Here is a 26,611-nt window from a genome sequence, read left to right as displayed (position 1 = left end):
CGCATGGATCGGGAGCGCGGACCCGGAGTCCCGCGGCGGAAGGCCCTCACGGCGATCGCCGCGGGCTCCGCCGTCTGCGCCCTCGCGGGCGCGGGCCTGTCCGCCGCCGGCTCCGAAGGCCCTGCCCGAAGCGCGTCCGGAGACCAGGCGCGGACGCTGCCAGGCCCCGATGTCGGACCGCCCGACCGGGAGGCGGTAGCCACCGTCCTGGCCAACCGGGCCGCGGCCGTCCGCGACCGCGACCGCGCCGCGTTCATGGCCACGGTCGCCGCCGCCCCGGCGGGCTACCGGCAGGCCCAGGCCGCGATGTTCGACAACCTGCTCAAGCTTCCGCTGGACGGCTGGCGGGAGCGGTTCGAACGGGTCGTCTCCACCACCGGGAGCGCCGTGCTCGTCCAGGTCACGCTCGGCTACCGGCTGCGCGGCCACGACGCCGACCCGCTGCGGCGCAACCGGCATCTGGCGTTCGCGCCGCGCTCGGGCACCTGGGTGATCACCGGTGCCGGCGCGGAACGCGGTCTCCCCGACGACGCCGAGATCTGGGACGGCGGCCCGCTCACCGCCGTGCGGGGCCGCACCGGCCTGGTCATCGGCGACGGGCCCGCCCTGGCGGAGATCGCACGCCGGCTGGACGAGGCCGTCCCCGCCGTCGCCCGGATCACCGGCGCGGCGGCCGTCCGGGGCTGGCGCGGGCGGGTGGTCGCGCTGGTGCCCGGCACCGACGCCCGGGCCGGCGCGCTGGCGGGCGGCGACCGCGACCTGGGCGGGATCGCCGCGCTCGCCACCGTCGCGCCCACCGCGGGCGGCCCCGGCGCGGACCGCGTCGTCATCGCGCCCGGCACCTTCGGCCGCCTCAACGACCTGGGCCGCGACGTCGTGCTCACCCATGAGCTGACGCACGTCGCCACCGGCGGGGCGCGCGACGGCCGCACCCCGATCTGGCTCATCGAGGGCTTCGCCGACTACGTCGGCTACCACGGCATGCCGGTGAGCGTGCCGTCGGCCGCGCGCGAGCTGCGCCGCGAGGTGGCCGCCGGACGGCTGCCCGCCGGGCTGCCCGGCCGCACCGCCTTCGACGCCGCCGCCTCCGGCCGGCTCTCCCAGAGCTACCAGGAGGCGTGGCTGGCCTGCCGCATGATCGCCGACCGGTACGGTGAGGCGAGTCTGGTCCGGCTCTACCGGGCCGCGGGACGGCGGTCCGAGGCCGCGGCGCTGCGCGAGGTGCTGGGCCTGACCCCGGCCCGTTTCACCGCCGAATGGCGCGACTACCTGCGGAGGGAACTGCGATGAGCGCCGAGCCGACGGCCGACGCCAGGTCCCGGCGGGCCGCCGCGATCGCCGCCCTCGTGCTGTTCGCCGCCGTCGGCGCGGTGCTGGCCCTCACCACGCCGTGGAACCCGCTGCCCGGGGACGTGCCGGGCGGCGCGGCGCCGGTGGACCCGTCCCGCGACTTCAGCGCCGCGGAGATCGCCCGGTCCCGCGCGTTCGACGCCGCACTGGCCCCGCGCGCCTACAGCAGCCTGGTCGCCGGCCTGGCCGTGGTGCTGGTGCTCGGCCTCACCCCGCTGGGCGCCCGCTTCATCGCCTGGACGACCGCGCGCGTGCGCCGGTGGCCGCTGCGGGTCGCGGTGGCGGCCGTGGCGCTCACCACCGTGCTGCGCCTGGCCGGGCTTCCGTTCGGCGTCTGGGGCGAGGCCGTCCTGCGCCGGTACGGGCTGTCCACGCAGTCGTGGCCGGAGTGGTTCGTCGACCAGGCCAAGTCGCTCGGCGTCACCTGGATCGTCTGGACGCTGGCGCTGCTCCTGCTGTACTGGGCGCTGCGCCGCTTCCCGCGCTACTGGTGGACGGGCGCCGCCGCGGCCGGCTTCCTCCTGGTCGTGACGATGTCGTTCCTCTACCCGATCGCGTTCGAGCCGGTCTTCAACAAGTTCCACTCGCTGCCGCAGGGCCGGCTGCGCGCCGACCTGCTGGCGATGGCCCAGCGCGACGGCGTGCCGGTGAAGGACGTGCTGGTCGCCGACGCGTCCCGCCGCACGACCGCGCTCAACGCCTACGTCTCCGGTTTCGGCTCGACCCGCCGCATCGTCGTGTACGACACGCTGCTGAAGGCGACGCCGGAACCGCGCGTCAAGGCGATCGTGGCGCACGAGCTCGGGCACGCCAAGTACGCCGACGTTCTCTACGGGACGCTCATCGGCGCGCTCAGCGTCTCCGCGGCGGTCTGCCTGCTCCACCTGCTGCTCAGCTCGCCGCGCCTGCTGCGGCGCTCTGGCGTCGCCCCCGAGGGCGGTGACGGGGACGGCGCCGCGGGCGGCGCGGCCGATCCGCGGTCGCTGGCGCTGCTGCTCGCGCTGGTGACGGTCGCGATGCAGCTCGGAACACCCGTGCAGAACCTCATCAGCCGGCAGATCGAGGCCCGCGCCGACGCGCACTCGCTCGACCTCACCCGCGACCCGGCCACTTTCGCGTCGATGCAGCACGAGCTGTCGAGCCGCAACATCTCCGACCTGGGGCCGGACCCGCTCGAACGGGTCCTCTACATGACCCACCCGTCGGCACCCGAACGCATCGCCATGGCCCGCGACTGGGCCCGGCTGCACGGCGTCCCGGAACCTCCCCCGCAGCGACGCTAGCCGGTTGACGCCTCGGCCGACGGCGAGCTCAGGAGCGCTGCCCGGACTCCGCCACCGCGCCCTCGGCGGAGTTCTGCATGGGAGTGCCGCCCTGTGGCCCGATCCGCATGGACTGCTTGAGGGCGCTGCCCTTGACCCAGTCCTGCCACTTCATCTGCCAGTAGCCCCAGCCGTTGTCCGGCTCCAGTTCCCGGTTGCTGCCCGTCACCTCGAACGGGTCGCCGCGCTGGGAGAAGTTGTAGAACCAGTCCGCGTGCGAAGGGCTGGCGTTGATGCAGCCGTGGCTGACGTTGCTGTTGCCCTGCGAACCCACCGACCACGGCGCGCTGTGCACGTACTCGCCGCTGTTGGAGATGCGGACGGCGTGGGCGACGGTCAGGCTGTAGTAGCCGGCGCACCCTGGGCCGCAGCCCTCCCACTCGGACGTCATGGTGACCGGGTTGCCCTTGTCCATCGTCAGGTGCATGCCGTTGGTGGTGGTGTACTTGCGGACGCCGCCCTTCCCCATGCTGACCGGGATCTTCCGGACGATCTTGCCGTTCTTCTTCACGACCAGGTTGTGCTTGTCCTCGCTGGCCTTGCTGATGTGCTCGTCGCCGACCCGGAAGTCGAGGGTCTGGTTCTTCCCCCCGTAGACGTCCTTGCCGGCCGCCACGCCGCTCAGGTGGGCGCGCAGGCTCACCTTGGTCTGGCGGGGCCAGAAGTTCTTGGTGCGGAACACCATCGTCTGGCCGTCGAACCAATGCCAGGCGCCCTCGACCGGATTGCTGGAACGCACCTCCATCGCCCGCTCCACCGCGGCCCGGTCGGAGACCTCGCGGGCGAACTTCATGACGATGGGCATCCCGACGCCGACGACCTCCTTGTTGTACGGCCCCTCGAAGGTGACACCGAGCGTCTTCTTGGCCGCGGCGGTCTTGAACCGGCTGCTCTTGGTGCGGGTCTTGCCGTCCCCGCCGAGCGCGGTGGCGGTGACCGTGTACTCGGTCGCGGGCTGCAGCGACCAGCGCGACCGCCACTGCGTCCGGTCGGCGCTCAACGCGCCCTCCACCTGCTCGCCCTTGGTGGAGACGGTGACGTTCTCAATGGTCCCCTGCCGCGCCTGCACGGCGATCGGGCTGTCGGGACGCGGCCGCGCCCCGCCCTCCGCCGGGCTGACCGCCAGCGCCACCTCACCGGCACCGGTCGCCACCATCCCGGCGTCCGAGGAACATCCCGCCAGGCCCGCCCCCGCCACCACCGCCGTCAGGCCCAGTGCGGCCGCGCGAAGATGGGGCCCGGAAGGCGCACCGGGCCCGGAGCACATAGTGAACGAGATCATCATGAAAGGGCCGGTACCCGCGAAATTCGCGGGTACCGGCCCTCAGAGCGTTCCTTTACCGATTCCCGGTGCACTCAGTGCGAGAAATGGCCCCGGTAATACTCGAACACCAGCCCGATCGTCGTCATGATGGCGGCGCACGCACCCAGGATCACCAGCCACCACCCGAACACCACGCCCAGCGCCACGGCCGCGGCCGACAGCGCCACGAACAGCGGCCACCAGCTGTGCGGGCTGAAGAAGCCCAACTCGCCCGCCGCGTCGGCGATCTCACCCTCGGGGTCGTCCTCGTACAGCGGCCCGCCGTTGCCCTTCTCCAGCCGGCGGATCGTGAAGTGGATGTAGAACCCGATCAGCCCGGCCAGGCCGACGGACAGGGCCAGCGCCGTGGTGCCCGTCCAGTCCTTGGACCACAGCCAGTAGACGACGTCGGTGGCGAGGAAGAAGACCGCGCACCCATAGAACATGAACGCCTGAACGCGCATCGCCTAGCCCTTCGTCCCGGTGAGCTCGCCCTTGGCCCCGACGTGCGGATGGTGCAGGTCGAAGGCCGGACGCTCGGAGCGGATCCGCGGGATCGAGTTGAAGTTGTGCCGGGGCGGCGGGCAGGACGTCGCCCACTCCAGGGACGCGCCGTACCCCCACGGGTCGTCCACCTCGACCCGCTTGCCCTTCTTGTAGGTGATGTAGACGTTGTAGAAGAACGGCAGCATCGACAGCCCGAGCAGCAGCGAGAACGCCGAGGACACCTGGTTCATCCCGGTGAACTCGCTGGCGTAGTCGGCGTACCGGCGCGGCATGCCCGCGGCGCCCAGCCAGTGCTGGATCAGGAACGTGCCGTGGAAGCCGATGAACAGCATCCAGAAGTGCACCTTGCCGAGCCGGTCGTTCAGCATCTTCCCGGTCCACTTCGGCCACCAGAAGTAGAACCCGGCGAACATCGCGAACACCACCGTGCCGAACACGACGTAGTGGAAGTGCGCCACGACGAAGTAGGAGTCCGACAGCTGGAAGTCCATCGGCGGCGAGGCCAGGATGACACCGGTCAGACCGCCGAACAGGAACGTCACCAGGAAGCCGATCGACCACAGCATGGGCGACTCGAACGTCAATTGCCCTCGCCATATAGTTCCGACCCAGTTGAAGAACTTCACCCCTGTGGGCACCGCGATCAGGAACGTCATGAACGAGAAGAACGGCAGCAGCACCTGGCCGGTGACGAACATGTGGTGCGCCCACACGGTGACCGACAGGCCCGCGATCGAGATCGTCGCGAACACCAGGCCGATGTAGCCGAACACCGGCTTGCGGCTGAACACCGGGAGGATCTCGGTCACGATGCCGAAGAAGGGCAACGCGATGATGTAGACCTCCGGATGCCCGAAGAACCAGAACAGGTGCTGCCACAGCAGCGCCCCGCCGTGCGCGGCGTCGAACACGTGCGCGCCGAGCTTGCGGTCGGCCTCCAGCGCCAGCAGCGCCGCCGCCAGGACCGGGAACGCCAGCAGCACCAGGATCGAGGTCAGCAGGATGTTCCAGGTGAAGATCGGCATCCGGAACATCGTCATGCCGGGCGCCCGCATGCACAGGATCGTGGTGATGAAGTTGACCGCGCCCATGATGGTGCCGAAGCCCGACATGGCCAGGCCCATCACCCACATGTCGCCGCCGATGCCCGGCGACCGCACCGCGTCCGACAGCGGGGCGTAGGCGAACCAGCCGAAGCTGGCCGCGCCGCCCGGCGTCAGGAACCCGGCGATCACGATCAGGCTGCCGAACAGGAACAGCCAGTACGCCAGCATGTTCATCCGCGGGAACGCCACGTCCGGCGCGCCGATCTGGAGCGGCATGATCACGTTGGCGAACCCGGCGAACAGCGGGGTCGCGAACATCAGCAGCATGATCGTGCCGTGCATCGTGAACAGCTGGTTGAACTGCTCGTTGCTCACGTAGTCCAGCCCCGGCTCGAACAGCTCGAGCCGCATGATCAGCGCCATCACGCCGCCGAGCAGGAACATCACGAACGAGGTGATCAGATACAGGTACCCGATCACCTTGTGGTCGGTGGACGACATCCAGGAGGCGAGGATGCGCCCCTTGCTCGTCCGCGCCCCGGCGACCGCCAGGTCGCCCGGCGCCTCGCTCACCGTGGTCACTGCTGGGCACCCCCCGTCGCCTTGCGCTTGGCATCGGCGATGAACCGGTCGTACTCCTGCGGCGAGACGACCTTCAGCTGGAACAGCATCCGGCTGTGGTCGACCCCGCAGAGCTCCGCGCAACGGCCCTCGTACGTCCCGGTCTTCCGGGCCGTGAATTCGAACTCGTTGGTGTAGCCGGGCATGACGTCCTTCTTGTAGAGGAGCGCCGGCACCCAGAACGAGTGGATGACGTCATTGGCGTGCAGCCGCACGCGAACCGTCTCGCCCGCCGGGATCGTCATGACCGGCTTGGCCCCCGTGGTGGCGTTCGGGTTCACCGGGGTGCCGACGACCGAGGCGACCGTGCGCTCCTTGCCCGCGGAGTCCTTCTCCCGGTAGTCGAACTGCCAGCTCCACTGGAACCCGGTCACGTCGACCGTCACCGCCGGATTGGCGGTGGTCTTCTCGACGTAGTTCTCGTCCCGGGCCGTGAAGTAGAACAGCACGCCGATGATGACGAACGGGACCGCCGTGTAGAGGATCTCGATCGGCATGTTGTAACGCACCTGCGGCGGCAGGTCGTCGGAGCGCTTGCGGTGGAACAGCACCGCCCAGATGATCAGGCCCCAGACCACGCCGCCCACGGCGAACGCGGCGATCCAGGAACCCTGCCACAGCTTGAGCATGCGCTCGGCCTGGTCACTGATCGGCTCGGGCATGCCCAGGCGGGACGCCTCGCCGCTGCACGCGGTGGCGGTCAGCGCCAGCAGGCCCAGCGCGCCGGCGCTCGTCAATGCGCGGCGACCGCGCACAGGCGTACGCCGCTCCCTAGAGCGGGTCGGACTCACGAAATGCCTTCCCCACGGATAGAAAGCCCGGTCTGCCGGGCGGTGAGATCAGTTGTTACACGTGTGGGGGACACATTAGCGTGAGGGTCCCGCAAACCCCCGATCGGGTGCCCGGTTAGGGTGCTGACGTGGCCGATTCCCACGCCCCGGGCGCCTACTTCGACGCCGCGTCCACCGAGCCGCTCCACCCGGCCGCGCGCCAGGCCCTCCTGGACGCCCTGGAGGGCGGCTGGGCCGACCCGGCGCGGCTGTACGGCGCCGCCCGCGGCGCCCGCGTGCTGCTGGACGGCGCGCGCGCCCGCACGGCCGAGGCGCTGGGCGTGCGGGCGGACGAACTGTCGTTCACCACCTCGGGCACCCAGGCGGTGCACCTGGCCGTCCTGGGCGCCCTGCACGCGCGCCGCCGCGCGGGCCGGCACCTGGTGGTGAGCGCCGTGGAGCACTCCAGCGTGCTGCACGCCGCCGAGACGCACGAACGCGACGGCGGCGAGGTCACCACGGTCCCCGTCGACCGGTACGGGCGGGTCGAACCCGCCGGGTTCGCCGCGGCGCTCCGTCCCGACACGGCGCTGGCGTGCCTGCAGTCGGCCAACCACGAGGTCGGCACGCTGCAGCCGGTCGCCGCGGCCGCCGAGGCGTGCCGGGCCGCGGGCGTCCCGCTGTTCGTGGACGCCGCCCAGTCCGCCGGACGCGCCGCGATCCCGGGCGGCTGGTCCTACCTGGCCGCCAGCGCGCACAAATGGGGCGGGCCGCCCGGCGTCGGCCTGCTGGTCGTGCGCAAGGGCAACCGGTGGCGCTCGCCGCTCCCGCACGACGAGCGCGGGGACCGCCGCGTCCCCGGGTTCGAGAACGTCCCGGCCGCCGTCGCCGCGGCCGCCGCGCTGGAGGCCCGCGCCGCGGAGGCCGTCGCCGAGGCGCCCCGCCTGTCCGGCCTGGTCGACCGGATCCGGACGGAGGTGCCGCGGCTCGTCCCCGACGTCGAGGTGGTCGGCCATCCCACCGACCGGCTGCCGCACCTGGTCACCTTCTCCTGCCTGTACGTACCGGGCGAGGCGCTGCTCACCGAACTGGACCGACTGGGTTTCGCGGTTTCCTCGGGAAGCTCGTGCACGGCGGATACGCTGCGACCCAGCCATGTCCTCGAGGCGATGGGGGTGATTACGCATGGCAACGTACGGGTATCGCTGCCGCGTGGCGCGAATCCGGACGACGTCGACCGCCTCCTCGCCGTGCTCCCCGACATCGTGGCCCGGCTGCGCCGGTCCGCGGGGGTGAGCGCACAATGATGGACAGGACCAGAGGGAGGCGGGCCCGCACATGAGGTTCCTAGGACGTGCGAAGACCGGGTCGCGCCGCGGCGCCCCGCCGCAGACCGCCCCGGCCCCCGCCCCCGAGCCGGCCGGGCCCGAGCCCGTGCTGGTCATCGACGCGCTGGGCCGCAAGTGCCCCATCCCGATCATCCTGCTGGCCGAGCGGATCCGGGAGATCCCGGTCGGCGAGGTGGTGGCCGTCCTCGCCGACGACGTCGCCGCCCGCACCGACGTGCCCGCGTGGTGCCGGATGAAGTCGCAGGACTTCGTCCGCGAGGAGACCCTCTACCACGCCCAGGCCCCGGCGGGCTCTCCACCCAAGGGCTGGGCCTTCCACATCCGCCGCACGTACTGAGCGCGCTGTGTTTTTTGCAATCCCGGCCCAGGGCGCTCGCCTGGCGGCTCGCACCCTGACCGTGCTTGGGCGAGCGCGACATCGCTTCGCGATCTGGCCGGTGAGGCTTGCCTCCGGCATCGCCCCACCGGCCAGGTAGCGCGCCCGCGCGTTAGCTGAGGTCTGGGACGCGCCGCGAGCGGGCGGTGGTCTTACGGGGTGGGGCAGGAGAGGTGGGGGGCGACTTCGTCGGCGGCTTCCTGGCCGTAGGCCTGGGTGAGGCGGTCGATGAAGGCCTGGGTGCCCAGGCGGTACTCCTGCGGGCCGGCGGCCTCCAGGACGTGGGCGGCGATGGCGTTGCCGACCTGGGCGGCGCGTTCGAGCGGGAGCTCCCAGGCGATCGCCGTCAGGAAGCCCGCGCGGAACGCGTCGCCGACGCCGGTCGGGTCGACGACCGACGGCACGGGGGTGACCGGGACGTGCAGGCCCTCCTCGCCCTTGCGGTCGATCGCCACGCCCTTGGCGCCCAGGGTGGTGACGCGGACGTCGACCCGGTCCAGGATCTCCTGGCTCGACCAGCCGGTCTTCTCCTCGCAGAGGGCCTTCTCGTACTCGTTGGTGAACAGGTAGGCGGCGCCGTCGATGAGCTTGCGGACCTCGGGCCCCTCCATCCGGGCCAGCTGCTGGGACGGGTCGGCCACGAACGGGATGCCGCGCTCGCGGCACTCCTCGGTGTGCCGGACCATCGCCTCGGGGTCGTTCGGGCTGATCACGACGAGGTCGAGGCCGCCGACGCGGTCGGCCACCGGGCCCAGCTCGATCGAGCGGGCCTCGCTCATCGCCCCGGCGTAGAAGGTGGCGATCTGGTTCTGGTCCTGGTCGGTGGTGCACAGGAACCGCGCGGTGTGGTGCAGCTCGGAGACGTGCACCGAGTCGGTGTCGACGCCGTGCCGCTCCAGCCAGGAGCGGTAGTCGGCGAAGTCGTCCCCGACCGAGCCCACCAGGATGGACTCCTGGCCCAGGCTGCCCATCCCGAAGCAGATGTTGGCGGCGATCCCGCCGCGGCGGATCTCCAGCTCGTCCACCAGGAAGGACAGCGAGACCCGATCGAGCTGATCGGGGATGAGCTGGTCGGCGAACCTGCCGGGGAAGGTCATCAGATGGTCGGTCGCGATGGAGCCTGTCACGGCGATGCGCACGGCGTCGCTCTCCTCGTCGGTGTCGTCCGGCTCTGTATCCGGCTGTCGTACAACCCGGAAAGACTACTTGCCATCGCACCGCGGGCCACAGTCGTCGGTATTCCAGGCGACACGAAAAGAGCGGTCCGGACGGCAGGTCCGGACCGCGTTTCGGGGCGATCCCTGCTAGTTGAAGGAGTCGCCGCAGGCGCAGGAGCCCGACGCGTTCGGGTTGTCGATCGTGAAGCCCTGCTTCTCGATCGAGTCCACGTAGTCGATGGTCGCGCCGCCCAGGTAGGGGGCGCTCATCCGGTCCACCCGGACGCTGAGGCCGCCGAAGTCCTGGACCTGGTCGCCGTCCATCTCGCGCTCGTCGAAGAACAGCTGGTAGACCAGGCCCGAGCAGCCGCCGGGCTGCACGGCGACGCGCAGCGCGAGGTCGTCCCGGCCCTCCTGCTCGAGCAGGCTCTTGGCCTTCTCGGCGGCGGCGTCGGTGACCATGACGCCCTCGGTGGTCTCCTGCGTGGTCGTCTCGCCTGCCATGTGCTCAGCTCCCGGTCTCGCGGCTATTCGGCATGTCATCGAGGACGCCGTGCGTCTCTTCCGTACACCAACGTACCTCGCCGCGTGCTCATTCCGGTCACCGGCCGGAGTTTCGCGGACCTTCTGGGCACCCCCTGGCGGAAGGTCCCGTCCGCCGGGTATGCCATGATTAGTCGTCAAAGCGACGATAAGCCCCGTCGCAGGAGGGAGACTCCCGTGACCACCCCCGTGCGTGACCTTCCACTGCTGTTCCTGGGCGAGGGGGCCGATCCGGCCAGCGAGCGCGGCGTGGACTGCCCCGGCGACCTGCCGCCCGCCTCCGACCCGGCACTCGTGGAACGGGCCAGGGCGGCCAAGGCCGCGCTGGGCGACCAGGTGTTCGTCCTGGGCCACCACTACCAGCGCGACGAGGTCATCCAGTTCGCGGACGTGACCGGTGACTCGTTCAAGCTCGCCCAGCAGGCGGCGGCCCGGCCCGAGGCGCCCTACATCGTGTTCTGCGGCGTGCACTTCATGGCCGAGTCGGCCGACATCCTCACCGCCCCCCACCAGCAGGTGGTGCTGCCGGACCTGGCCGCCGGCTGCTCGATGGCCGACATGGCCACCTTCGACCAGGTCGAGGAGTGCTGGGAGGTCCTGGAGGACGCAGGGATCGCCGACGACGTCGTCCCGGTCACCTACATGAACTCCTCGGCCGACATCAAGGCGTTCGTGGGCCGCCACGGCGGCACGGTCTGCACCTCGTCCAACGCCAAGCGCGCGCTGGACTGGGCCTATGGCGAGGGTGGGGCGGGCGGCAAGAAGGTGCTGTTCCTCCCCGACCAGCACCTCGGCCGCAACACCGCCGTCCTGGAGATGGGCTTCGCCCTGGACGACTGCGTCGTCTACAACCCGCACCGCCCCAACGGGGGGCTCTCCCAGGAGGAACTGCGGGACGCCAAGATGATCCTGTGGCGCGGCCACTGCTCGGTCCACGGCCGCTTCAGCAAGGAGTCGGTGGACGAGGTCCGCGCCCGGGTGCCCGGGGTGAACGTCCTGGTGCACCCCGAGTGCCGGCACGAGGTCGTGCTGAACGCCGACCTGATCGGGTCGACCGAGTACATCATCAAGACCATCGAGGCGGCGCCGCCCGGATCGGCGTGGGCGGTCGGCACCGAGCTGAACCTGGTGCGGCGGCTGGCGAACGAGCACCCGGACAAGAACGTCATGTTCCTGGACAAGGCCGTGTGCTTCTGCTCGACGATGAACCGGATCGACCTGCCGCACCTGGTCCGGTCCCTGGAGACGCTGGCGGCGGGCGAGGTCGTCAACCGCATCGAGGTGGACGAGGAGACCACCCGCCACGCCCGGACGGCCCTCGACCGGATGCTGGCCCTCCCCTAGATCGCCGAGTTCTCCACCCAGTGGACGAGCAGCACCTCGTCCCCGGAGAACTCCAGCGCGGGGTCGCCGAGCTTGCGGCGGCCCCACAGGAACAGGTAGAGGTCCGCGGCATCGCCGCTGACGGCGGCGCCGGCCTCCGGGCCGGCGCCGCCGCCGGCGATGTCCTCGGCGGACCAGTCGAACCCGTCCGGCCGGAGCCGGACGGTCCAGCTCGTCCCGGCGTCGGCGGCGACGAAGGCCAGCGCGGTGCCGTCCCCGCGCAGTTCGCCGACCTTGGGCGCGAACGCGGCGGCGCTGGGCAGGTTCGCCAGCAGCTCCGCCACGCCGTCCACGGCGGTCCCGGGATCGATCCGCGGCCGCAGGCCGAGGGCCAGTTCGGCGTCGCAGCGGTGCACGAGCGTCTCGTGCAGCATCCGGCGCGACCAGAACCGCACGTGCCGGTCCGCGCCCCAGGCCCAGACCGGCGTCCCGGGATCGTGCGAGCGCAGCGTCTTGACCAGCCGCTCGCCGCCGTCCGCGAACCACGGCAGCAGCCCCTCCGGCCCCTCCGGCCGCGTGACGCCCAGCCCGCGGGGGCTCTGCCGCTCCTGCGCCCTGGTGCGCACCAGGGCCTCGGCCCACCTGTGGGTCACCCCGAGATGCCGCGCCAGATCGCCCAGCGACCAGCCCGGGCAGGTCGGCACGGGCGCCTCCCAGTCGGCGCCCTCGACGGCGCGGGCGAAGGCGCTGATCTCGGCCTCGGCCGCGTCGCAGTGGCGGTCATGCGTCCAAGGCTCCACGGCCATGAAGCTCCTCCCGGGGGTGATCGGCACGTCCCCCCGAGGGTGCCACAGTCAGTCCGGCGGTGCCGCGGCGGCTTCCGCGCGCTCGCGCGGGGCGGTCGCCTCGAACTCCAGGCGGTCGTCCCTGACCGTGACCCGCACGTGCTGGCCGGGGTGCAGCGAGCCGTCCAGCAGCAGCCGCGACAGCCTGTTGCCGACCTCGCGCTGGATGGTGCGGCTCAGCGGGCGGGCGCCGAACTCGGGCTGGAAGCCCCGCTCGGCCAGCCAGTCGACCGCCGCGGTGCCGAACTCCACCGTGACGTGCTGGGCGTGCAGGCGGCGCCGGGTCTCCTCCAGCAGCAGGTCGGTGATCCGCCGGAGCTGCTCGGCGTCCAGCTGCCGGAACACGATGATCTCGTCGATCCGGTTGAGGAACTCCGGCCGCAGCCGGTCCCGCAGCAGCCGCAGCACCCGGTCGCGCACCGACGCCTCGGCCGCCCCGTCGCCGCTGTCGCCGAAGCCGATCCGGCCGCCGCTGCCCACGATCAGCTCCGAGCCCAGGTTGCTGGTCATGATGACGATCGTGTTCTTGAAGTCGACGGTGCGGCCCTGCGCGTCGGTCAGCCGGCCGTCGTCCAGCAGCTGCAGCAGCACGTTGAAGACGTCCTGGTTGGCCTTCTCGATCTCGTCGAGCAGCACCACCGCGTAGGGGGTGCGCCGCACCGCGTCGGTGAGCTGGCCCGCCTCCTCGTACCCGACGTACCCGGGCGGCGCGCCGACCAGGCGGCTGACGGTGTGCCGCTCCTGGAACTCGCTCATGTCGAAGCGGATCATCCGGTCGGACGACCCGAACAGCGCCTCGGCCAGCGCCCGCGCCAGCTCGGTCTTGCCCACCCCGGTCGGCCCCAGGAACAGGAAGCTGCCGATCGGGCGGTCCGGCGGCGCCATCCCCGAACGGGACCGGCGGACCGCCTCGGCCACCGCCGAGACCGCCTCGTCCTGCCCGATCACCCGCTGGTGCAGGTGCTCCTCCAGGCGCAGCAGCCGGTCGCGTTCCTCCTCGGTCAGCTGGGACACCGGAACGCCGGTCGTCCGGGACACCACCTCGGCGACGTCGACATGGGTCACCTCGGGCACGGCCTTGTGGTCGCCCTCGTGGGCGTCGGCGACGCGCCGCTCCAGGGCCATGATCTCGTCGCGCAGGGACGACGCGCGCTCGTAGTCCTCCGCCGTGACCGCGTGCTCCTTCTCCCGGCGCAGGTCCGCCAGCTCCTGTTCGAGCCGCCGCGCCTCGCCCGCCGGGGTGCGCACCCGCAGCCGGACCCGGGCGCCCGCCTGGTCGACCAGGTCGATCGCCTTGTCCGGCAGGAACCGGTCGGTGATGTAGCGGTCGCTCAGCTCGGCCGCCGCCAGCAGCGCCTCGTCGGTGAACCGCACCTGGTGGTGGGCCTCGTAGCGGTCGCGCAGGCCGCGCAGGATCTCGATGGTGTCGTCCACGGCCGGCTCGGGCACCAGGATCGGCTGGAACCGCCGCTCCAGCGCGGCGTCCTTCTCCACGTTCTTGCGGTACTCGTCGATCGTGGTCGCGCCGATGATGTGCAGCTCGCCGCGGGCCAGCGCGGGCTTGAGCATGTTCCCCGCGTTGATGCCGCCCTCGCCGCCGCCGGCGCTGACCATCGTGTGCAGCTCGTCGATGAAGATCACCAGCTGCTCGGAGTGCGCCCGGATCTCGTCGACGATCTTCTTCAGCCGCTCCTCGAAGTCGCCGCGGTACCGGGTCCCGGCGATGACGCCGACCAGGTCCAGCTGGACGACCCGCTTGCCGCACAGCGTCTCGGGCACGTCGCCGTCCACCACGCGCTGCGCGATGCCCTCCACGATCGCCGTCTTGCCGACGCCCGGGTCGCCGATCAGCACCGGGTTGTTCTTCGTGCGGCGGGACAGCACCTCGACGGTCTGCTCGATCTGCTCGTCCCGGCCCACCACCGGGTCCATCCGGCCCTCGGCGGCCAGCGCGGTCAGGTCGCGGCCGTACTCGTCCAGCGTGGGGGTCCCGGTCGGCGGGGGCCCGCCGCCGCGCGGCCCGCCGCCGACGGCGTCCCGCAGCGCCTCGGGCGTGAGCCGCTCCCGGGCCAGGATGCGGCCCGCCGGGGACTCGGGGGTCAGCGGCAGCGCGAACAGCAGATGCTCCGGGCCGATGTAGGACGCGCCGAGGGCCCGCGAGATCTGGTGGGCGTCCAGAAGCGCGCGCTTGGCCGCCGGCGTCAGCTCCGGCGGGTTCTCCTTCGCCTTGCCGCGGGACACCTCGGCCTCGACGTCCCGCAGGATCACGCCGGCGTCCACCCCGGCGCGCTCCAGCAGCCGCCGGGTGCTCTCCTGGCGGGCCAGGGCCCACAGGATGTGGTCGGTGTCCAGATCGCGGCTGCCCCACTCGGCGGCCTTCAGCGCCGCCTCCCGGACGGCCTCGCGGGCCTCCTCGTTCATCAGCCGCCCGATGTCGACCCGCTGCACGGGCCGCCGCGGCATTCCGGGGCCGAAGAAACGGGCGAAGAACTCCTCGAAAGGATCGGGGTCGTGGTTCCCCGGTCCGTACAGGCCACCGGTCATGACGTTCCCCCTTCCAAGTACTCAAGGCCGTCTGCCCGCCGAGACCACCCCGAAACGGGTCACAGCCCGGGCGCGCCCCAGACCGGGAACCAGCGGGCCAGATCGTCCTCGAACGGCAGATCGGCCCCGACCGCGCCGCGGACCTGCAGCTCAAGGGCGTTGTCGCGGCGCTCGGCGGCACCCGGAACCGGAGCGAACGGGTAGAAGGTGCCGCGCTTGTAGAGGTAGACCAGCGCCAGCGGCCGCTCGTCCGGCCCGGGCCCCGGCCCGCGGAAGCCGGCCAGCGAGCACAGCAGGTGCGGCCCGAACCCGGCCGACTCCAGCGAGGCGTTGACCGCGTGCAGATCGGTGACCAGCCCGGCCAGGTCGCCGGGATCGTGCCGGGCCAGCAGCCAGGTGTAGCCGTAGGAGTCGGTGCTCAGCTCCACCTGCGGGCCCTCGTCGGCGTCCAGCAGCTCTTGGACGTCGCGTTGCAGCCGGGCGAACGCGCCGCCCTCGGCTGCCCGGAAGCACACCGAGCCGAGCCCGGTGGGCGTGAACCCCGCCGCCGCCTCCAGCGTCACCGCCGCCGTCGGCAGCGCGAACAGCCGGTCGAGGTCGGGCTTGGCCGGCTTGGACCGGCCGAGCAGCACGTCCAGGAACCCCATCGCCTCACGCTCCCCTGCTCAGCCGGCCGGAGATCTCCCGCAGCTGCGCCAGCCGCCGCTCCAGCGGCGGGTGCGTGGAGAACAGCGAGGACACGCTGAACCCCTTGGTGAAGGCGGGCGCGAAGAAGAAGGCGTTGAACGGCTCGGCCGCCCGCAGGTCGCGGTTCGGGATCCGGGCCATCTCCCCCGAGATCTTGGTCAGTGCCCCGGCCAGCGCCGACGGCCGCCCGGTCAGCAGCGCCGCCGCCCGGTCGGCCGACAGTTCCCGGTACCGCGACAGCGCCCGGGTCAGCAGGAAGCTCACCGCGTACGCGACCGCGCTGACCGCGATCACCGCCAGCAGCACCAGCCCGGTGTTCTGGTCGCCGTTCCGCTGCCGGAAGCCGCCCCACAGCCCCCACTCCAGCCCGAACCTGGTGATCAGGCCCGCGCACACGCCCAGGAACGAGGCGATCGTCATGACCGCGACGTCGCGGTGCGCGATGTGCGACATCTCGTGCGCCAGCACGCCCTCCAGCTCGACCGGGTCGAGCCGGCGCAGCAGGCCGGTCGTCACGCACACCACGGCCCGGCGCTGGTCGCGGCCGGTCGCGAACGCGTTGGGCACGTCGGTGTCCGCGACGGCCACCCGGGGCTTGGGCGTGTCCGACATCGCGCAGATCCGGTCGACCACGCCGTGCAGCTCGGGCATCTCCGCCGGGGACACCTCCCGGCCGTGCATCGCGTACAGCGCCAGCCGGTCGGAGAAGAAGTACTGCGCGAGGAGGAAGACCACCGCGATCACCAGTGCGATCAGCCCCCAGCTGGGCGCGATCACGAAGAACGCCGTCACGAAGACGACATAGACCAGCCCGAGCAGGAACATCGTCACGAGCATCCGTGACGTCAGCCCCCTATCGGGGGCATACCGCGTACGAACCATCCGGTCCCCCTGTCCCCCGCGGTGCATTCCCCTGTTCATCAGGGAAAACGCACAAGGACCGGTATTTGTGCCTGACCGCGAGGCAGGGGCGGGCTGTCCGTTGCTCCGGTTCTCCGTGGTCGGGTGGCCCGGTGCCGGCCGGCGCTCAGTCCGGGATCAGGCCCTCGTCGCGGAGCATCCCGCGGACCTCGTCCATCGCCGCGTCCGCCGGGGGGAGGATCAGCTCGGACGACGACAGGCTGTCGGCCGGCAGCGGCCGGCCGACCTTGCGCACGTTGTCGAGCAGCCCGTGCAGCGCGGTGCGGAACGACGCCTCGTCACCGGACTCGATCGCGGCCTCGAGCGCGTCGTCCAAGGTGTTGAGGGCGGTCAGATCGTCGGCCGCGATCTCCAGCTGCCCCTCCCCCATGATCCGGACGATCATTGCGCACCGCCGGGCGGCTGCGGCCACTGCGCCTTCTGCTGGGCCTGCTGCGGGGCGTCGACGCCCTGCTCCTGCGCACCGGGAGTGCCCTGGTTGAGCTCCTTGGGCGCGGGGCCCTGGCCCAGCTCGGCCTTGAGCCGCTCCAACTCCAGGTCGACGCCGGGCCCGGAGCCCATCCGGTCGAGCTCGGCCTGGATGTCGTCCTTGGGACCGGAGAAGTCCTCCAGCGCGCCGGAGGCCAGCAGATCGTCGATGGCGCCGGCGCGCGCCTTCATGTTCTCTGTCTTCTCCTCGGCGCGCTGGATCGCCAGGCCCACATCGCCCATCTCCTCGGAGATGCCGGTGAACGCCTCGTTGATCTTGGTCTGCGCCTCGGCCGCGGTGTAGGTGGCCTTGATGGTCTCCTTGCGGGTGCGGAAGGAGTCGACCTTGGCCTGCAGCCGCTGCGAGGCCAGCGTCAGCTTCTCCTCCTCGCCCTGCAGCTGCTGGTACTGCGCGCGCAGGTCGCCAAGCTGGGAGTCCAGGCCGGCGCGCCGGGTCAGCGCCTCCCTGGCCAGGTCCTCACGGCCCACCTGCAACGCCTTCTTGCCCTGCTCGGTCAGCTTGCTCTGCTGCTGCTCGAGCTGGTTGATCTGCAGCTCGAGACGCTTGCGCGAGGTGGCGACGTCGGCGACACCCCGACGGACCTTCTGCAGCATCTCCAGCTGGCGCTGGTAGGAATAGTCCAGGGTCTCGCGGGGATCCTCCATACGGTCCAGGGCTTTGTTCGCCTTGGACTTGAAGATCATCGACATTCGCTTCATCACGCTCATCGCGCGGCGCCGGTCCCTTCGTGTGCTGTGCTCAGTCACAAACTGGGCTCAATGACCACTGCTGGGGTTCTTATCACCCTACGCGTTAACGCGCGAGGCAGCCACGATGTTCGCAGCCGGTAGTCTGATCCTCGTGTTCCGACGTCGTACCCAGGAAGCCCCCGAGAATCCTCCTCAGGTAGCAAAGCCGGGAGGAAAGGGCCGCCCCACGCCCAAGCGCAGCGAGGCTGAAAAACGCCGCCGGCAGCCGATCACCGCCCCGGCCAACCGCAAGGAGGCCTACAAGCGGGTGCGCGAGAAGCAGGCGTCCGAACGCGTCAAGGCGCGCGAGGGCATGGCCAAGGGCGAGGAGAAGTACCTCCTCAAACGAGACAAGGGCCCGGTCCGCCGGCTGGCCCGCGACTACGTCGACGGCCGCCGCACCATGGGCTCCTACCTGATGTACGCGATGTTCGCGATCGTGGCGCTCAGCCTGCTGCCGCTGGCCGCCGCCAAGCTGCTGGTGCTGCTCGCGCCGCCGCTGCTGCTGGCCGTGGTGTTCGTCGAGGGCCTGCTGATCAGCCGCGGGGTCAAGCGGCTGGCCGCCGAGCGGTACCCCGATGAGGACCAGAAGGGCGTCGGCCTGTACGCGGCGATGCGCGCCATGCAGATCCGCCGGCTGCGCGTCCCGGCGCCGCAGGTCAAGCCGGGCCGGAAGGAAGCGGTCGGCAAGGATTGACCAGCAGGGACTGACCGGCGGGGACCGGGAGGCCGTCTGTGCGGCCTCCCGTGCGGGATTCTCATGAGGATGGGTCCGGCCGTGCCGCGCTCGGGCGATCTTCCGGCACTAGGGTCGGACCCATGGAGTTCAGGAATCTCGGCCGAAGCGGTCTGAAAGTCAGTGAAATCTCCTACGGCAACTGGCTCACCCACGGTTCCCAGGTGGAGGAGGACGCCGCCCGCGAATGCGTGGAGGCGGCCCTCGACGAAGGGATCACCACCTTCGACACCGCGGACGTCTACGCCGGAACGCGCGCCGAGGAGGTCCTGGGACGGGCGCTGGAGGGGCGGCGCCGCGAGGGCCTGGAGATCTTCACCAAGGTCTTCTGGCCGACCGGCCCCGGCCCCAACGACCGGGGGCTGTCGCGCAAGCACATCTTCGAGTCGATCCACGGGTCGCTGCGCCGGCTGCGCACCGACTACGTGGACCTCTACCAGGCGCACCGGTTCGACCACGAGACGCCGCTGGAGGAGACCCTCAAGGCGTTCGACGACCTGGTCCGGCAGGGCAAGGTGCTGTACGTGGGCGTGTCGGAGTGGCGGGCCGAGGAGATCGAGCGCGCCCTGAAGATCGCCGACGAGATGGGGTTCGAACGGATCGTCTCCAACCAGCCGCAGTACTCGATGCTGTGGCGGGTCATCGAGTCCGAGGTCGTCCCGCTGTGCGAGCGGGAGGGCGTCGGGCAGATCGTCTGGTCGCCGATCGCGCAGGGCGTCCTGAGCGGCAAGTACCTGCCGGGGCGGCCGCTGCCCGAGGGGTCGCGCGCCACCGACGGCAAGGGCGGCGCCGACGCGGTCCAGCGCTACCTGAACGACGACGTGCTGACCCGGGTGCAGGAGCTCAAGCCGGTGGCCGCCGACCTCGGACTGAGCATGGCGCAGCTCGCGGTGGCCTGGGTGCTGCAGAACCAGAACGTGTCGTCGGCCATCGTGGGCGCGTCCCGGCCCGAGCAGGTCCGCGACAACGTCAAGGCGGCCGGGGTCAAGCTCGACGCCGACGTGCTCAAGCGCATCGACGACATCCTGGACCCGGTGGTCATCAGCGACGCGGCGAAGACGAAGAGCCCGCCCCGGCGCCCCTGAGCATCCCGCCGCCGGACGTCCCGGACGTCCCGGTCCTCCCGCCCGCCCGGCCGCGTGCCGGGCGGGCGGTCGCGTTCCGGCGGATCATCACTCGGGTTCGTGCAGGCTCATCGGGCCGTAGACAGGCGAATCGCCGTCCAGGAGCGTGACCTGATCGGTGCCCTCCTCCCGGAGCCCGCGCCAGTTCTCACCCAGCCAGGACTCGGCGTCCGCCTGTGTGGTGAAGGTCTCCTCCGCCACCCCGGCCGCCCGCCCGTCGGCCTTCTCCAACCGCCAGCTCCACGCCATCGCGTCGACCTCCCTGCTGTCCGCCCACGCTCATGCCCACGGCCTCTGCGCACCGGTCGCGGCGAGACTAGTGCCTCGACCGGCCCGTCCGCGGGTTCCCTGCCTTTTCCTCAGCCGCTCTCAGCCGCTCTCGATGGCGCGGCGGATCTCCTCCGCGCTGCCCAGCGAGCTGGGCGAGAGCGACCGGCCGTCCACCCGGACGGTCGGGGTCGCGTTGATCCCGGAGGCGATGTAGGCGCGGCTGGTGGTCAGCACCGACGGCGCGTACCGCTGCCGCAGCACGCAGTCGCGGAACGCCGGGTCGCTCACCCCCAGCGGCGCCGCGTACGACACCAGGTCGGCCGGCACGTAGCCCTTGGTGCTCAGGGTGGCCGGCTGGTGGGCGTACAGCGCGTCCTGGTAGGCCAGCCAGCGGGCCCCGTCGCCCAGGCAGCGCATCGCGGACGCGGCGCGCAGCGAGTTGCCGTACTGCGGCTCCGACCCCTCGCCGAACACCACCATCGGCCGGTAGATCACCTTGGCCTTGCCCGACACGGCCAGGTCCTTGAGCATCGGGTCGATCATCTTGTCGAAGGTGCCGCAGTGCGGGCAGGCGAAGTCGCCGTACACCTCCACGACGGGACGCTCGACGCCGGGCCGCACCATGGTGAGGCTGCCGTCGCTTCCGGGCCTGGCCTCGGCCCCGCCGACGATCTGCCCGACCTCGAGCCGCTGCGGCCCGCCCCCTCCTCCTCCGCCATCGTCGTCGTCCCCGGTGAGGAAGAACACGGCGGCGGCCGCGACCACCACGACCACCAGCCCGGCGGCCACCAGCGCGATCACCAGCCCGGCGCCACCGCTTTTGCGTGGTGGCGGCGGGCCCTGCGGCGGGCCAGGCGGCGGGCCCTGTGGCGGACCCTGGGGCGGGCCCCAGGCCCCTGCCGGGGGGCCGGGTTGACCGGGCGTCTGCGGCCACGGTGCGTTCGGGGGGTTGCCCACCGTTCCTCCCTGCTCATGGACGTCGGCGGAACCATTCTCCCTGGCACTGCCTATTGTTTCGAACGCCATGAGCATCGATAAGGACATTGGGATGGATATCGGGTCGCGGGACGCGCGCATCGAGGTGCGGGGGTTCGCCGGCAAGGAGGGGTGGCCCGCCGAAGGGTGCCGTTGCGCGTCCTGCGGCCGGCTCCGCGCGGCGGGGACCCGGTACGGGCCCGCCCGCGTCCTCATCGGCGGCGTGCCGCTGGAGGAATGCGTCCGGGAGGAGGTCCCCGGCGGCCATGACGTCCGCGGCCCCAACGGCGAACGGGTCCTGGTGGCCGCCGGGCCAGGTGATCGTCCCGAACCGTCCGCCCGGACGCGGTACGACGCGGCCCTGCTCGACCTGATCGGCTGCCCGGACCATCTGGGCCTGCTGCGCCGCATGGGGACCGTCACGTCCCGCACCGAGGTGAGGGCGATCCACGTGGACCACCGGGTCCGGTCGGAGGAGGAGCTGCGGCGGCGGCTGGGGCACTGGCTCCGTCCCCCGGGAGGTCCGCATCGGACGCTGCTGCTCGGCGGGGCGCGGTCGGGGAAGTCGGCCGAGGCCGAGTCGCGCCTGCTCGCGCACCCGGACGTCACCTATCTGGCGACGAGCGCGCCGCGCGACGGCGACGCCGAGTGGGCCGCGCGCGTGGAGGCCCACCGGCGCCGCCGGCCGTCCTGGTGGCGGACGGTCGAGACCACCGCGCTGCCGGAGGCGCTGAGGTCCGCGGAGTCCGGCGCGGGCGCGGTCCTGGTCGACGCCATCGGCACGTGGCTCACCGCGACGGTCGACGAGGCCGGCGCCTGGGACGATCCCGCCGCCGTCGGCCCGCGGCTGGACGAGCTGGTCGACGCCTGGCGGGCCACGGCGGCGCGGGTGGTGGCCGTCAGCGACGAGGTCGGCCTGTCGCTGGTGCCGGCGACCGCGTCGGGACGGGCGTTCCGCGACCTGCTGGGCGCGCTCAACCAGCGGCTGGCCGCCGAGTCGGAGGAGGCGGCCCTGGTGGTGGCCGGGCGCGTCATGGAGCTGCCGTGAGCGCCACCGCCGCCGGGCTGCGGCTGGCGGTCACCCTGCTGACGATCGTGCCGCTGCGGGCGGAGCGGGCCGACCGGGAGGCGGCCCGGCGCGCGATGGTGCCGGCCCCGCTGACCGGCCTGATCGTCGGCGGCGGGGCGGCGGCCGTGCTGCTGCTGGGCGATGCGCTGGGCCTGGCGGCGGTGCCGCGGGCCGCCCTGGCGGTGGCGGTGACGGCGGTGCTCACCCGGGCCCTGCACCTGGACGGCCTGGCCGACCTGGCCGACGGGCTCGGCAGCGGGCGCCCGGCCGCGGACGCCTTGGCGATCATGAAGCGGTCCGACATCGGCCCGTTCGGCGTGGTGACGCTGGTGCTCACCCTGATGATCCAGGTCGGTTGCCTGGCCACCGCGCCGGACGCCGCGGCCGCCGCCGTGATCGCCGCGGTGGCCGGGCGCCTGGCGCTGCCGTGGGCGTGCCGCTCCGGCGTCCCGGCGGCCCGTCCCGGCGGCCTGGGCGCGCTGGTGGCGGGCACGGTCACGACGCGCGCCGCCGTCGCCGTGACGGCCGCCGTCCTCGCGGGCGCCGCGCTGGCGGGCGCGGCCTGCGGCGGGCTTCAGGGCGCCCTCGGCGCGGGCCTGGCGGTGGCGGCGGCGCTCGGCACGGCGCTCCTCATGCTCCGCCACGCCGTCCGCCGTCTGGGCGGTGTCACCGGTGACGTCTTCGGCGCGCTGGTCGAGCTGGCCACCACCGCCGCGCTGGTCGTCCTGGGCTGTGTTTCATAGTCCCGGGCTGTGTTTATTGCAATCACGGCCCAGGCTGCTCGCCTGGCGGCTCGGACCCTGACCGTGCTTGGTGCGAGCGCGACATCGCTTCGCGATCTGGCCGGTGAGGCTCGCCTCCGGCATCGCATGACCGGCCAGGTAGCGCGCTCGCGCGGTACCTGAGGCCACGTCCGGCACCCGGCGGGGCCGCTCCCGGGCCGGTCCCGCCCGGCCCCTCGTCGTCCTCCGCGCTCACCGCGCGAACCGGTCGGCGCACGGGCCGTCACACCCGCGCGCGTTCCCCCGGCCGGTCACGGCGCCGCCGAAACCGGTGTTGGGCGAGGTAAGGCTTGATCCAAAAGGGCGAAACCGGTCACCGGGAGGACTAACATCGGGCTACGTGACGAGCATCAGCCTTGACAGCGCAGCACCCGCCTCTCTCGACGTCGACGCGATCGTGATCGGCGTCACGCCGGCCGGCTCCGCGACCGGCTCGGACACCGGTTCCGGCACGGGCTCGGATGCCGGGCAGGGCCCCCGTCCCGCGGGCGCCGCCGACCTGGACGAGGCGCTCAACGGCGGGCTCGGCCCCGCGCTGCGGGCGCTGGGCGCCACCGGCAAGGCCGGCGAGGTCACCAAGCTGCCGACGCTGGGCGCCGTCCCCGCCGCCGTGATCGTCGCGGTCGGGCTGAGCGAGTCCCCCACCGCCGAGGAGCTGCGCCGCGCCGCCGGCGCCGGCGTGCGGGCGCTGGCCGGCACCCGCCGGGCCGCCGTCGCGCTGCCCGCCGCCACCGCCGAGGAGGTCGAGGCCGTCGCGCTCGGCGCCCTGCTCGGCAGCTACAGCTTCGGCACCTACCGCACCGGCGAGCGGCCCGAGCCGGTCGCCGAGATCACCGTGCTGGCCGACTCCGGCGACGCCTCCGTCGAGCGCGCCCGCACCCTGGCCGAGTCCGTCACCCTGGTCCGCGACCTGGTCAACACCCCGCCCTCCGACCTCACCCCCGAGGACCTGTCCGGCGCCGCCGAGCGGGTCGCCGCCGAGACCGGCCTGGCGATCGAGGTCCTCGACGAGAAGGCCCTGGTCGAGGGCGGCTACGGCGGCATCGCCGGGGTCGGGCAGGGCTCGGCCAACCCGCCCCGCCTGGTCCGGCTCGCCTACTCCCACCCCGAGGCGGCCAAGACGCTCGCCCTGGTCGGCAAGGGCATCACCTTCGACTCCGGCGGCCTGTCCCTCAAGCCGGCCGACTCCATGGACTGGATGAAGTCCGACATGGGCGGCGCCGCGGCCGTGCTCGGCGCGCTCGCCGCCATCGCCAGGCTGGCCCCCCGGGTCAACGTCGTCGGCTACCTCGCCATCGCCGAGAACATGCCCAGCGGCACCGCCCAGCGCCCCTCCGACGTGCTGCGGGTGTACGGCGGCAAGACCGTCGAGGTCCTCAACACCGACGCCGAGGGCCGCCTGGTCATGGCCGACGCCCTGGTCCGCTGCGGCGAGGACCGTCCCGACCTGATCGTGGACGTGGCCACCCTCACCGGCGCCCAGCTGGTCGCGCTCGGCGCCCGGACCGCCGGAGTGATGGCCAACGACGACGAGGTCCGTGAGAAGGTGGTCGCGGCGGCCGACCGGGCCGGGGAGGCCGCCTGGGGGATGCCGCTCCCGGCCGACCTGCGCAAGGGGCTCGACTCGGCGGTGGCCGACATCGCCAACATCAGCGGCGAGCGCTGGGGCGGCATGCTGACCGCGGGCGTCTTCCTCAAGGAGTTCGTCCCGGACGGCGTCCGCTGGGCGCACCTGGACATCGCCGGTCCCGCGTTCAACAAGGGCGAGCCGTACGGCTACACCCCCAAGGGCGGCACCGGCGCCGCCGCCCGTACGTTGGTGCAGATCGCCGAGGACCTGGCGGCCGGGGTCCTCTGAGCCGACCGGACCGCGCCGGGTGCCGTCGGGTAGAAGTGAATAGGTACCTCGAAACCGCGCGCAGCGGCGGCCCGCGACCGGCCCGATCCGAGCGCGGCACCGGGGCACGGCAGCGACAGCGCGAGACGGGGAAAGGGAGCGTCCAGTGGCCAACAGCGGCCCCTTCGACATCGTCGTCCTGGGTGGCGGGAGCGGCGGTTACGCGTGCGCACTGCGGGCGGCCGAACTCGGCATGACGGTGGCGCTGATCGAGCGCGACAAGCTCGGCGGCACCTGCCTCAACCGCGGGTGCATCCCCACCAAGGCCCTCCTGCACGCCGCGGAGGTGGCCGACCAGACCCGCGCGGCCGCGACGTTCGGGATCAAGGCCACCTTCGACGGCATCGACATCGCGGGCGTCAACGCCTACAAGGACAAGGTGGTCTCCACCACCGTCAAGGGCCTGACCGGGCTGATCAAGTCCAAGGGCATCACGCTCATCGAGGGCGAGGGCCGGCTGGCCGGGCCCACCGCGGTCACCGTCACCGCGCCCGACGGCGGCACCACCACGGTCGAGGGCGGGCACATCGTGCTGGCCACCGGATCCAAGCCCAACACCCTGCCCGGCCTGGAGATCGACGGCGAGCGGATCATCTCCAGCGACGACGCGCTGCGCCTGGAGCACGTGCCCGGCTCGGTGGTCATCCTCGGCGGCGGCGTGATCGGCGTGGAGTTCGCCAGCGTGTGGCGCTCGTTCGGCGCCGAGGTCACCATCGTCGAGGCGCTGCCGCACCTGCTGCCGCTGGAGGAGGAGTCGTCCTCCAAACGGCTGGAGCGGGCGTTCCGCAAGCGCGGCGTCAAATACGAGCTCGGCACCCTCTTCCGGGAGGCCAAGCCCACCCAGGGCGGCGTCGCGGTCACCCTGGAGAACGGCACCACCATCGACGCCGAACTGCTGCTGGTCGCCGTCGGCCGCGGCCCGGTGTCCGACGATCTCGGCCTGGCCGAGGCCGGGGTGGAGACCGAGCGCGGATTCGTCAAGGTCGACGAGTACTGCCGGACCAGCGTTCCCACCGTCTACGCGGTGGGCGACCTGATCCCGACCCTGCAGCTGGCGCACGCCGGCTTCGCCGAGGGCATCCTGGTGGCCGAACGGCTCGGCAGGCTGAGCCCGGTGCCGATCGACTACGACGGGGTGCCGCGGATCACCTACTCCGACCCCGAGGTCGCCTCGGTGGGCATCACCTCCGCGGTGGCCCGCGAGCGCGGCCACGAGGTCCGGGAGGTCACCTACGACCTGGCCGGGAACCCCAAGAGCAAGATCCTGGGGACCCAGGGCGAGGTCAAGGTGATCGCGGCCGTGGACGGTCCCGTCCTCGGCATCCACATGGTCGGCGCGCGCGTGGGCGAGCTCATCGCGGAGGGCCAGCTCATCTACAACTGGGAGGCCCTGCCCGCGGAGGTCGCCCAGCTGATCCACCCCCACCCGACCCAGTCCGAAGCCGTCGGCGAGGCCCACCTGGCGCTCGCCGGCAAGCCCTTGCACGTGCACGGCTGAACGCCGGCACCATATTTGAGAGATCTCGAAGGAGTCGCTGAGAGCCATGCCGGTCTCCGTCACCATGCCCCAGCTCGGCGAGAGCGTCACCGAGGGCACCGTCACCCGCTGGCTGAAGAAGGAGGGTGAGCACGTCGAGACCGACGAGCCGCTTCTCGAAGTGTCGACCGACAAGGTCGACACCGAGATCCCCTCCCCCGCCTCGGGCACCCTGACCAGCATCAAGGTCGCCGAGGACGAGACCGTCGAGGTCGGCGCCGAACTGGCGATCATCGGCGAGGGCGCCGCCCCCGCCGCCGAGCCCGAGCAGGCGGCGCCGGCCCAGCCGGCCGAGCCGCAGCAGGCCCCGGCCGAACCGGCCGCCGCGCAGGAGGAGGC

The 26,611-nt window shown here is 72.3% G+C and carries 26 protein-coding genes; 12 read left to right on the top strand and 14 right to left on the bottom strand.

The annotated features are described in order from the left end of the window. Positions 1-3 precede the first annotated feature (3 nt). Positions 4-1,290, top strand: a complete 1,287-nt coding sequence (locus tag ABD340_RS06675; RefSeq protein WP_344587654.1) for a putative metallopeptidase — start codon at positions 4-6, stop codon at positions 1,288-1,290. Then, complete coding sequence (locus tag ABD340_RS06670; protein ID WP_344587652.1) at positions 1,287-2,633, top strand: M48 family metallopeptidase; 1,347 nt, start codon at positions 1,287-1,289, stop codon at positions 2,631-2,633. Before ABD340_RS06675 ends, ABD340_RS06670 begins: the two co-directional genes overlap by 4 nt. A gap of 28 nt (positions 2,634-2,661) precedes the next feature. On the opposite strand, the gene ABD340_RS06665 is transcribed toward ABD340_RS06670, so the two are convergent. The 4 genes from ABD340_RS06665 to ctaC form a co-directional block, all read right to left on the bottom strand. Further along, positions 2,662-3,828 (bottom strand): L,D-transpeptidase, encoded by a 1,167-nt coding sequence (locus tag ABD340_RS06665; protein WP_344587651.1) that lies wholly within the window; start codon positions 3,826-3,828, stop codon positions 2,662-2,664. A 200-nt stretch (positions 3,829-4,028) separates the two neighbouring features. After that, positions 4,029-4,439: a cytochrome c oxidase subunit 4 gene (locus ABD340_RS06660; RefSeq protein ID WP_344587650.1), complete on the bottom strand. Its 411-nt coding sequence runs from the start codon at positions 4,437-4,439 to the stop codon at positions 4,029-4,031. A 3-nt stretch (positions 4,440-4,442) separates the two neighbouring features. Further along, entirely contained in the window at positions 4,443-6,110 is a 1,668-nt protein-coding gene (gene ctaD / locus ABD340_RS06655) for an aa3-type cytochrome oxidase subunit I (protein ID WP_486303559.1), read from the bottom strand. Next, positions 6,107-6,904, bottom strand: a complete 798-nt coding sequence (ctaC, locus tag ABD340_RS06650; RefSeq protein ID WP_344587649.1) for an aa3-type cytochrome oxidase subunit II — start codon at positions 6,902-6,904, stop codon at positions 6,107-6,109. Before ctaC ends, ctaD begins: the two co-directional genes overlap by 4 nt. Positions 6,905-7,068: 164 nt before the next feature. On the opposite strand from ctaC, the gene ABD340_RS06645 reads away from it, so the two are divergent. Further along, on the top strand, positions 7,069-8,226 hold the full coding sequence (locus ABD340_RS06645; RefSeq protein ID WP_344587648.1) for a cysteine desulfurase family protein: 1,158 nt from the start codon (positions 7,069-7,071) through the stop codon (positions 8,224-8,226). Positions 8,227-8,257: 31 nt separating this feature from the next. Further along, on the top strand, positions 8,258-8,605 hold the full coding sequence (locus ABD340_RS06640) for a sulfurtransferase TusA family protein (RefSeq protein WP_344587647.1): 348 nt from the start codon (positions 8,258-8,260) through the stop codon (positions 8,603-8,605). A 191-nt stretch (positions 8,606-8,796) separates the two neighbouring features. On the opposite strand, the gene ABD340_RS06635 is transcribed toward ABD340_RS06640, so the two are convergent. After that, on the bottom strand, positions 8,797-9,783 hold the full coding sequence (locus ABD340_RS06635) for a carbohydrate kinase family protein (protein ID WP_344587646.1): 987 nt from the start codon (positions 9,781-9,783) through the stop codon (positions 8,797-8,799). 165 nt (positions 9,784-9,948) lie between these two features. Next, entirely contained in the window at positions 9,949-10,305 is a 357-nt protein-coding gene (locus ABD340_RS06630) for a HesB/IscA family protein (protein ID WP_344587645.1), read from the bottom strand. 216 nt (positions 10,306-10,521) lie between these two features. On the opposite strand from ABD340_RS06630, the gene nadA reads away from it, so the two are divergent. Continuing rightward, positions 10,522-11,688: a quinolinate synthase NadA gene (gene nadA, locus ABD340_RS06625; protein WP_344587644.1), complete on the top strand. Its 1,167-nt coding sequence runs from the start codon at positions 10,522-10,524 to the stop codon at positions 11,686-11,688. Here the strand turns inward: nadA and ABD340_RS06620 are convergent. The 6 genes from ABD340_RS06620 to ABD340_RS06595 all read right to left on the bottom strand — a co-directional run bounded on the left by ABD340_RS06620 (position 11,685) and on the right by ABD340_RS06595 (position 17,861). Continuing rightward, a complete protein-coding gene (locus ABD340_RS06620) occupies positions 11,685-12,473 on the bottom strand; it encodes a maleylpyruvate isomerase family mycothiol-dependent enzyme (protein WP_344587642.1) in 789 nt (262 codons plus the stop codon). The two genes, nadA and ABD340_RS06620, sit on opposite strands and share 4 nt — an antisense overlap. A 48-nt stretch (positions 12,474-12,521) precedes the next feature. After that, positions 12,522-15,056 (bottom strand): ATP-dependent Clp protease ATP-binding subunit, encoded by a 2,535-nt coding sequence (locus ABD340_RS06615; RefSeq protein WP_344587641.1) that lies wholly within the window; start codon positions 15,054-15,056, stop codon positions 12,522-12,524. Between the two features lie 59 nt (positions 15,057-15,115). After that, complete coding sequence (gene pspAB, locus ABD340_RS06610; RefSeq protein WP_344587640.1) at positions 15,116-15,703, bottom strand: PspA-associated protein PspAB; 588 nt, start codon at positions 15,701-15,703, stop codon at positions 15,116-15,118. Positions 15,704-15,707: 4 nt separating this feature from the next. Next, a complete protein-coding gene (htpX, locus tag ABD340_RS06605) occupies positions 15,708-16,625 on the bottom strand; it encodes a zinc metalloprotease HtpX (RefSeq protein WP_344587639.1) in 918 nt (305 codons plus the stop codon). Positions 16,626-16,770: 145 nt separating this feature from the next. Continuing rightward, a complete protein-coding gene (gene pspAA / locus ABD340_RS06600; protein WP_344587638.1) occupies positions 16,771-17,049 on the bottom strand; it encodes a PspA-associated protein PspAA in 279 nt (92 codons plus the stop codon). Further along, the gene (locus tag ABD340_RS06595) at positions 17,046-17,861 is read right to left on the bottom strand and encodes a PspA/IM30 family protein (RefSeq protein WP_344587637.1); all 816 of its coding nucleotides are present in this window, start codon (positions 17,859-17,861) and stop codon (positions 17,046-17,048) included. The genes pspAA and ABD340_RS06595 overlap by 4 nt, the downstream gene beginning before the upstream one ends. Positions 17,862-17,994: 133 nt before the next feature. Between ABD340_RS06595 and ABD340_RS06590 the strand changes: the two genes are divergently transcribed. Both ABD340_RS06590 and ABD340_RS06585 read left to right on the top strand, forming a co-directional pair. Then, a complete protein-coding gene (locus tag ABD340_RS06590) occupies positions 17,995-18,579 on the top strand; it encodes a DUF3043 domain-containing protein (RefSeq protein ID WP_344587636.1) in 585 nt (194 codons plus the stop codon). Between the two features lie 122 nt (positions 18,580-18,701). Further along, positions 18,702-19,703 (top strand): aldo/keto reductase family protein, encoded by a 1,002-nt coding sequence (locus ABD340_RS06585; protein ID WP_344587635.1) that lies wholly within the window; start codon positions 18,702-18,704, stop codon positions 19,701-19,703. Positions 19,704-19,790: 87 nt separating this feature from the next. Here ABD340_RS06585 and ABD340_RS06580 read toward each other — a convergent pair whose 3' ends face one another. Together ABD340_RS06580 and ABD340_RS06575 are read right to left on the bottom strand one after the other, a co-directional pair. Further along, the gene (locus tag ABD340_RS06580; RefSeq protein ID WP_344587634.1) at positions 19,791-19,991 is read right to left on the bottom strand and encodes a hypothetical protein; all 201 of its coding nucleotides are present in this window, start codon (positions 19,989-19,991) and stop codon (positions 19,791-19,793) included. A gap of 120 nt (positions 19,992-20,111) precedes the next feature. Beyond that, positions 20,112-20,813, bottom strand: coding sequence for a DsbA family protein (locus tag ABD340_RS06575; RefSeq protein ID WP_344587633.1), 702 nt, complete (start codon positions 20,811-20,813; stop codon positions 20,112-20,114). A gap of 247 nt (positions 20,814-21,060) precedes the next feature. Between ABD340_RS06575 and ABD340_RS06570 the strand changes: the two genes are divergently transcribed. The 5 genes from ABD340_RS06570 to ABD340_RS06550 all read left to right on the top strand — a co-directional run. Further along, the gene (locus ABD340_RS06570) at positions 21,061-22,035 is read left to right on the top strand and encodes a bifunctional adenosylcobinamide kinase/adenosylcobinamide-phosphate guanylyltransferase (RefSeq protein ID WP_344587632.1); all 975 of its coding nucleotides are present in this window, start codon (positions 21,061-21,063) and stop codon (positions 22,033-22,035) included. Further along, positions 22,032-22,799, top strand: coding sequence for an adenosylcobinamide-GDP ribazoletransferase (locus ABD340_RS06565; protein WP_344587631.1), 768 nt, complete (start codon positions 22,032-22,034; stop codon positions 22,797-22,799). Before ABD340_RS06570 ends, ABD340_RS06565 begins: the two co-directional genes overlap by 4 nt. 379 nt (positions 22,800-23,178) lie before the next feature. Then, complete coding sequence (locus tag ABD340_RS06560; RefSeq protein WP_344587630.1) at positions 23,179-24,696, top strand: leucyl aminopeptidase; 1,518 nt, start codon at positions 23,179-23,181, stop codon at positions 24,694-24,696. A 145-nt stretch (positions 24,697-24,841) separates the two neighbouring features. Then, entirely contained in the window at positions 24,842-26,233 is a 1,392-nt protein-coding gene (lpdA, locus tag ABD340_RS06555) for a dihydrolipoyl dehydrogenase (protein ID WP_344587629.1), read from the top strand. A 46-nt stretch (positions 26,234-26,279) separates the two neighbouring features. Continuing rightward, on the top strand, positions 26,280-26,611 hold a 332-nt coding region (locus ABD340_RS06550; protein WP_344587628.1), incomplete at its 3' end, for a biotin/lipoyl-containing protein.

The sequence above is a fragment of the Actinomadura vinacea genome (assembly GCF_039532545.1).
Lineage (GTDB): Bacteria > Actinomycetota > Actinomycetes > Streptosporangiales > Streptosporangiaceae > Spirillospora > Spirillospora vinacea.
The sequence above is the reverse complement of the archived record's forward strand: the minus strand, read 5'-3'. Positions and strand labels throughout refer to the sequence as shown.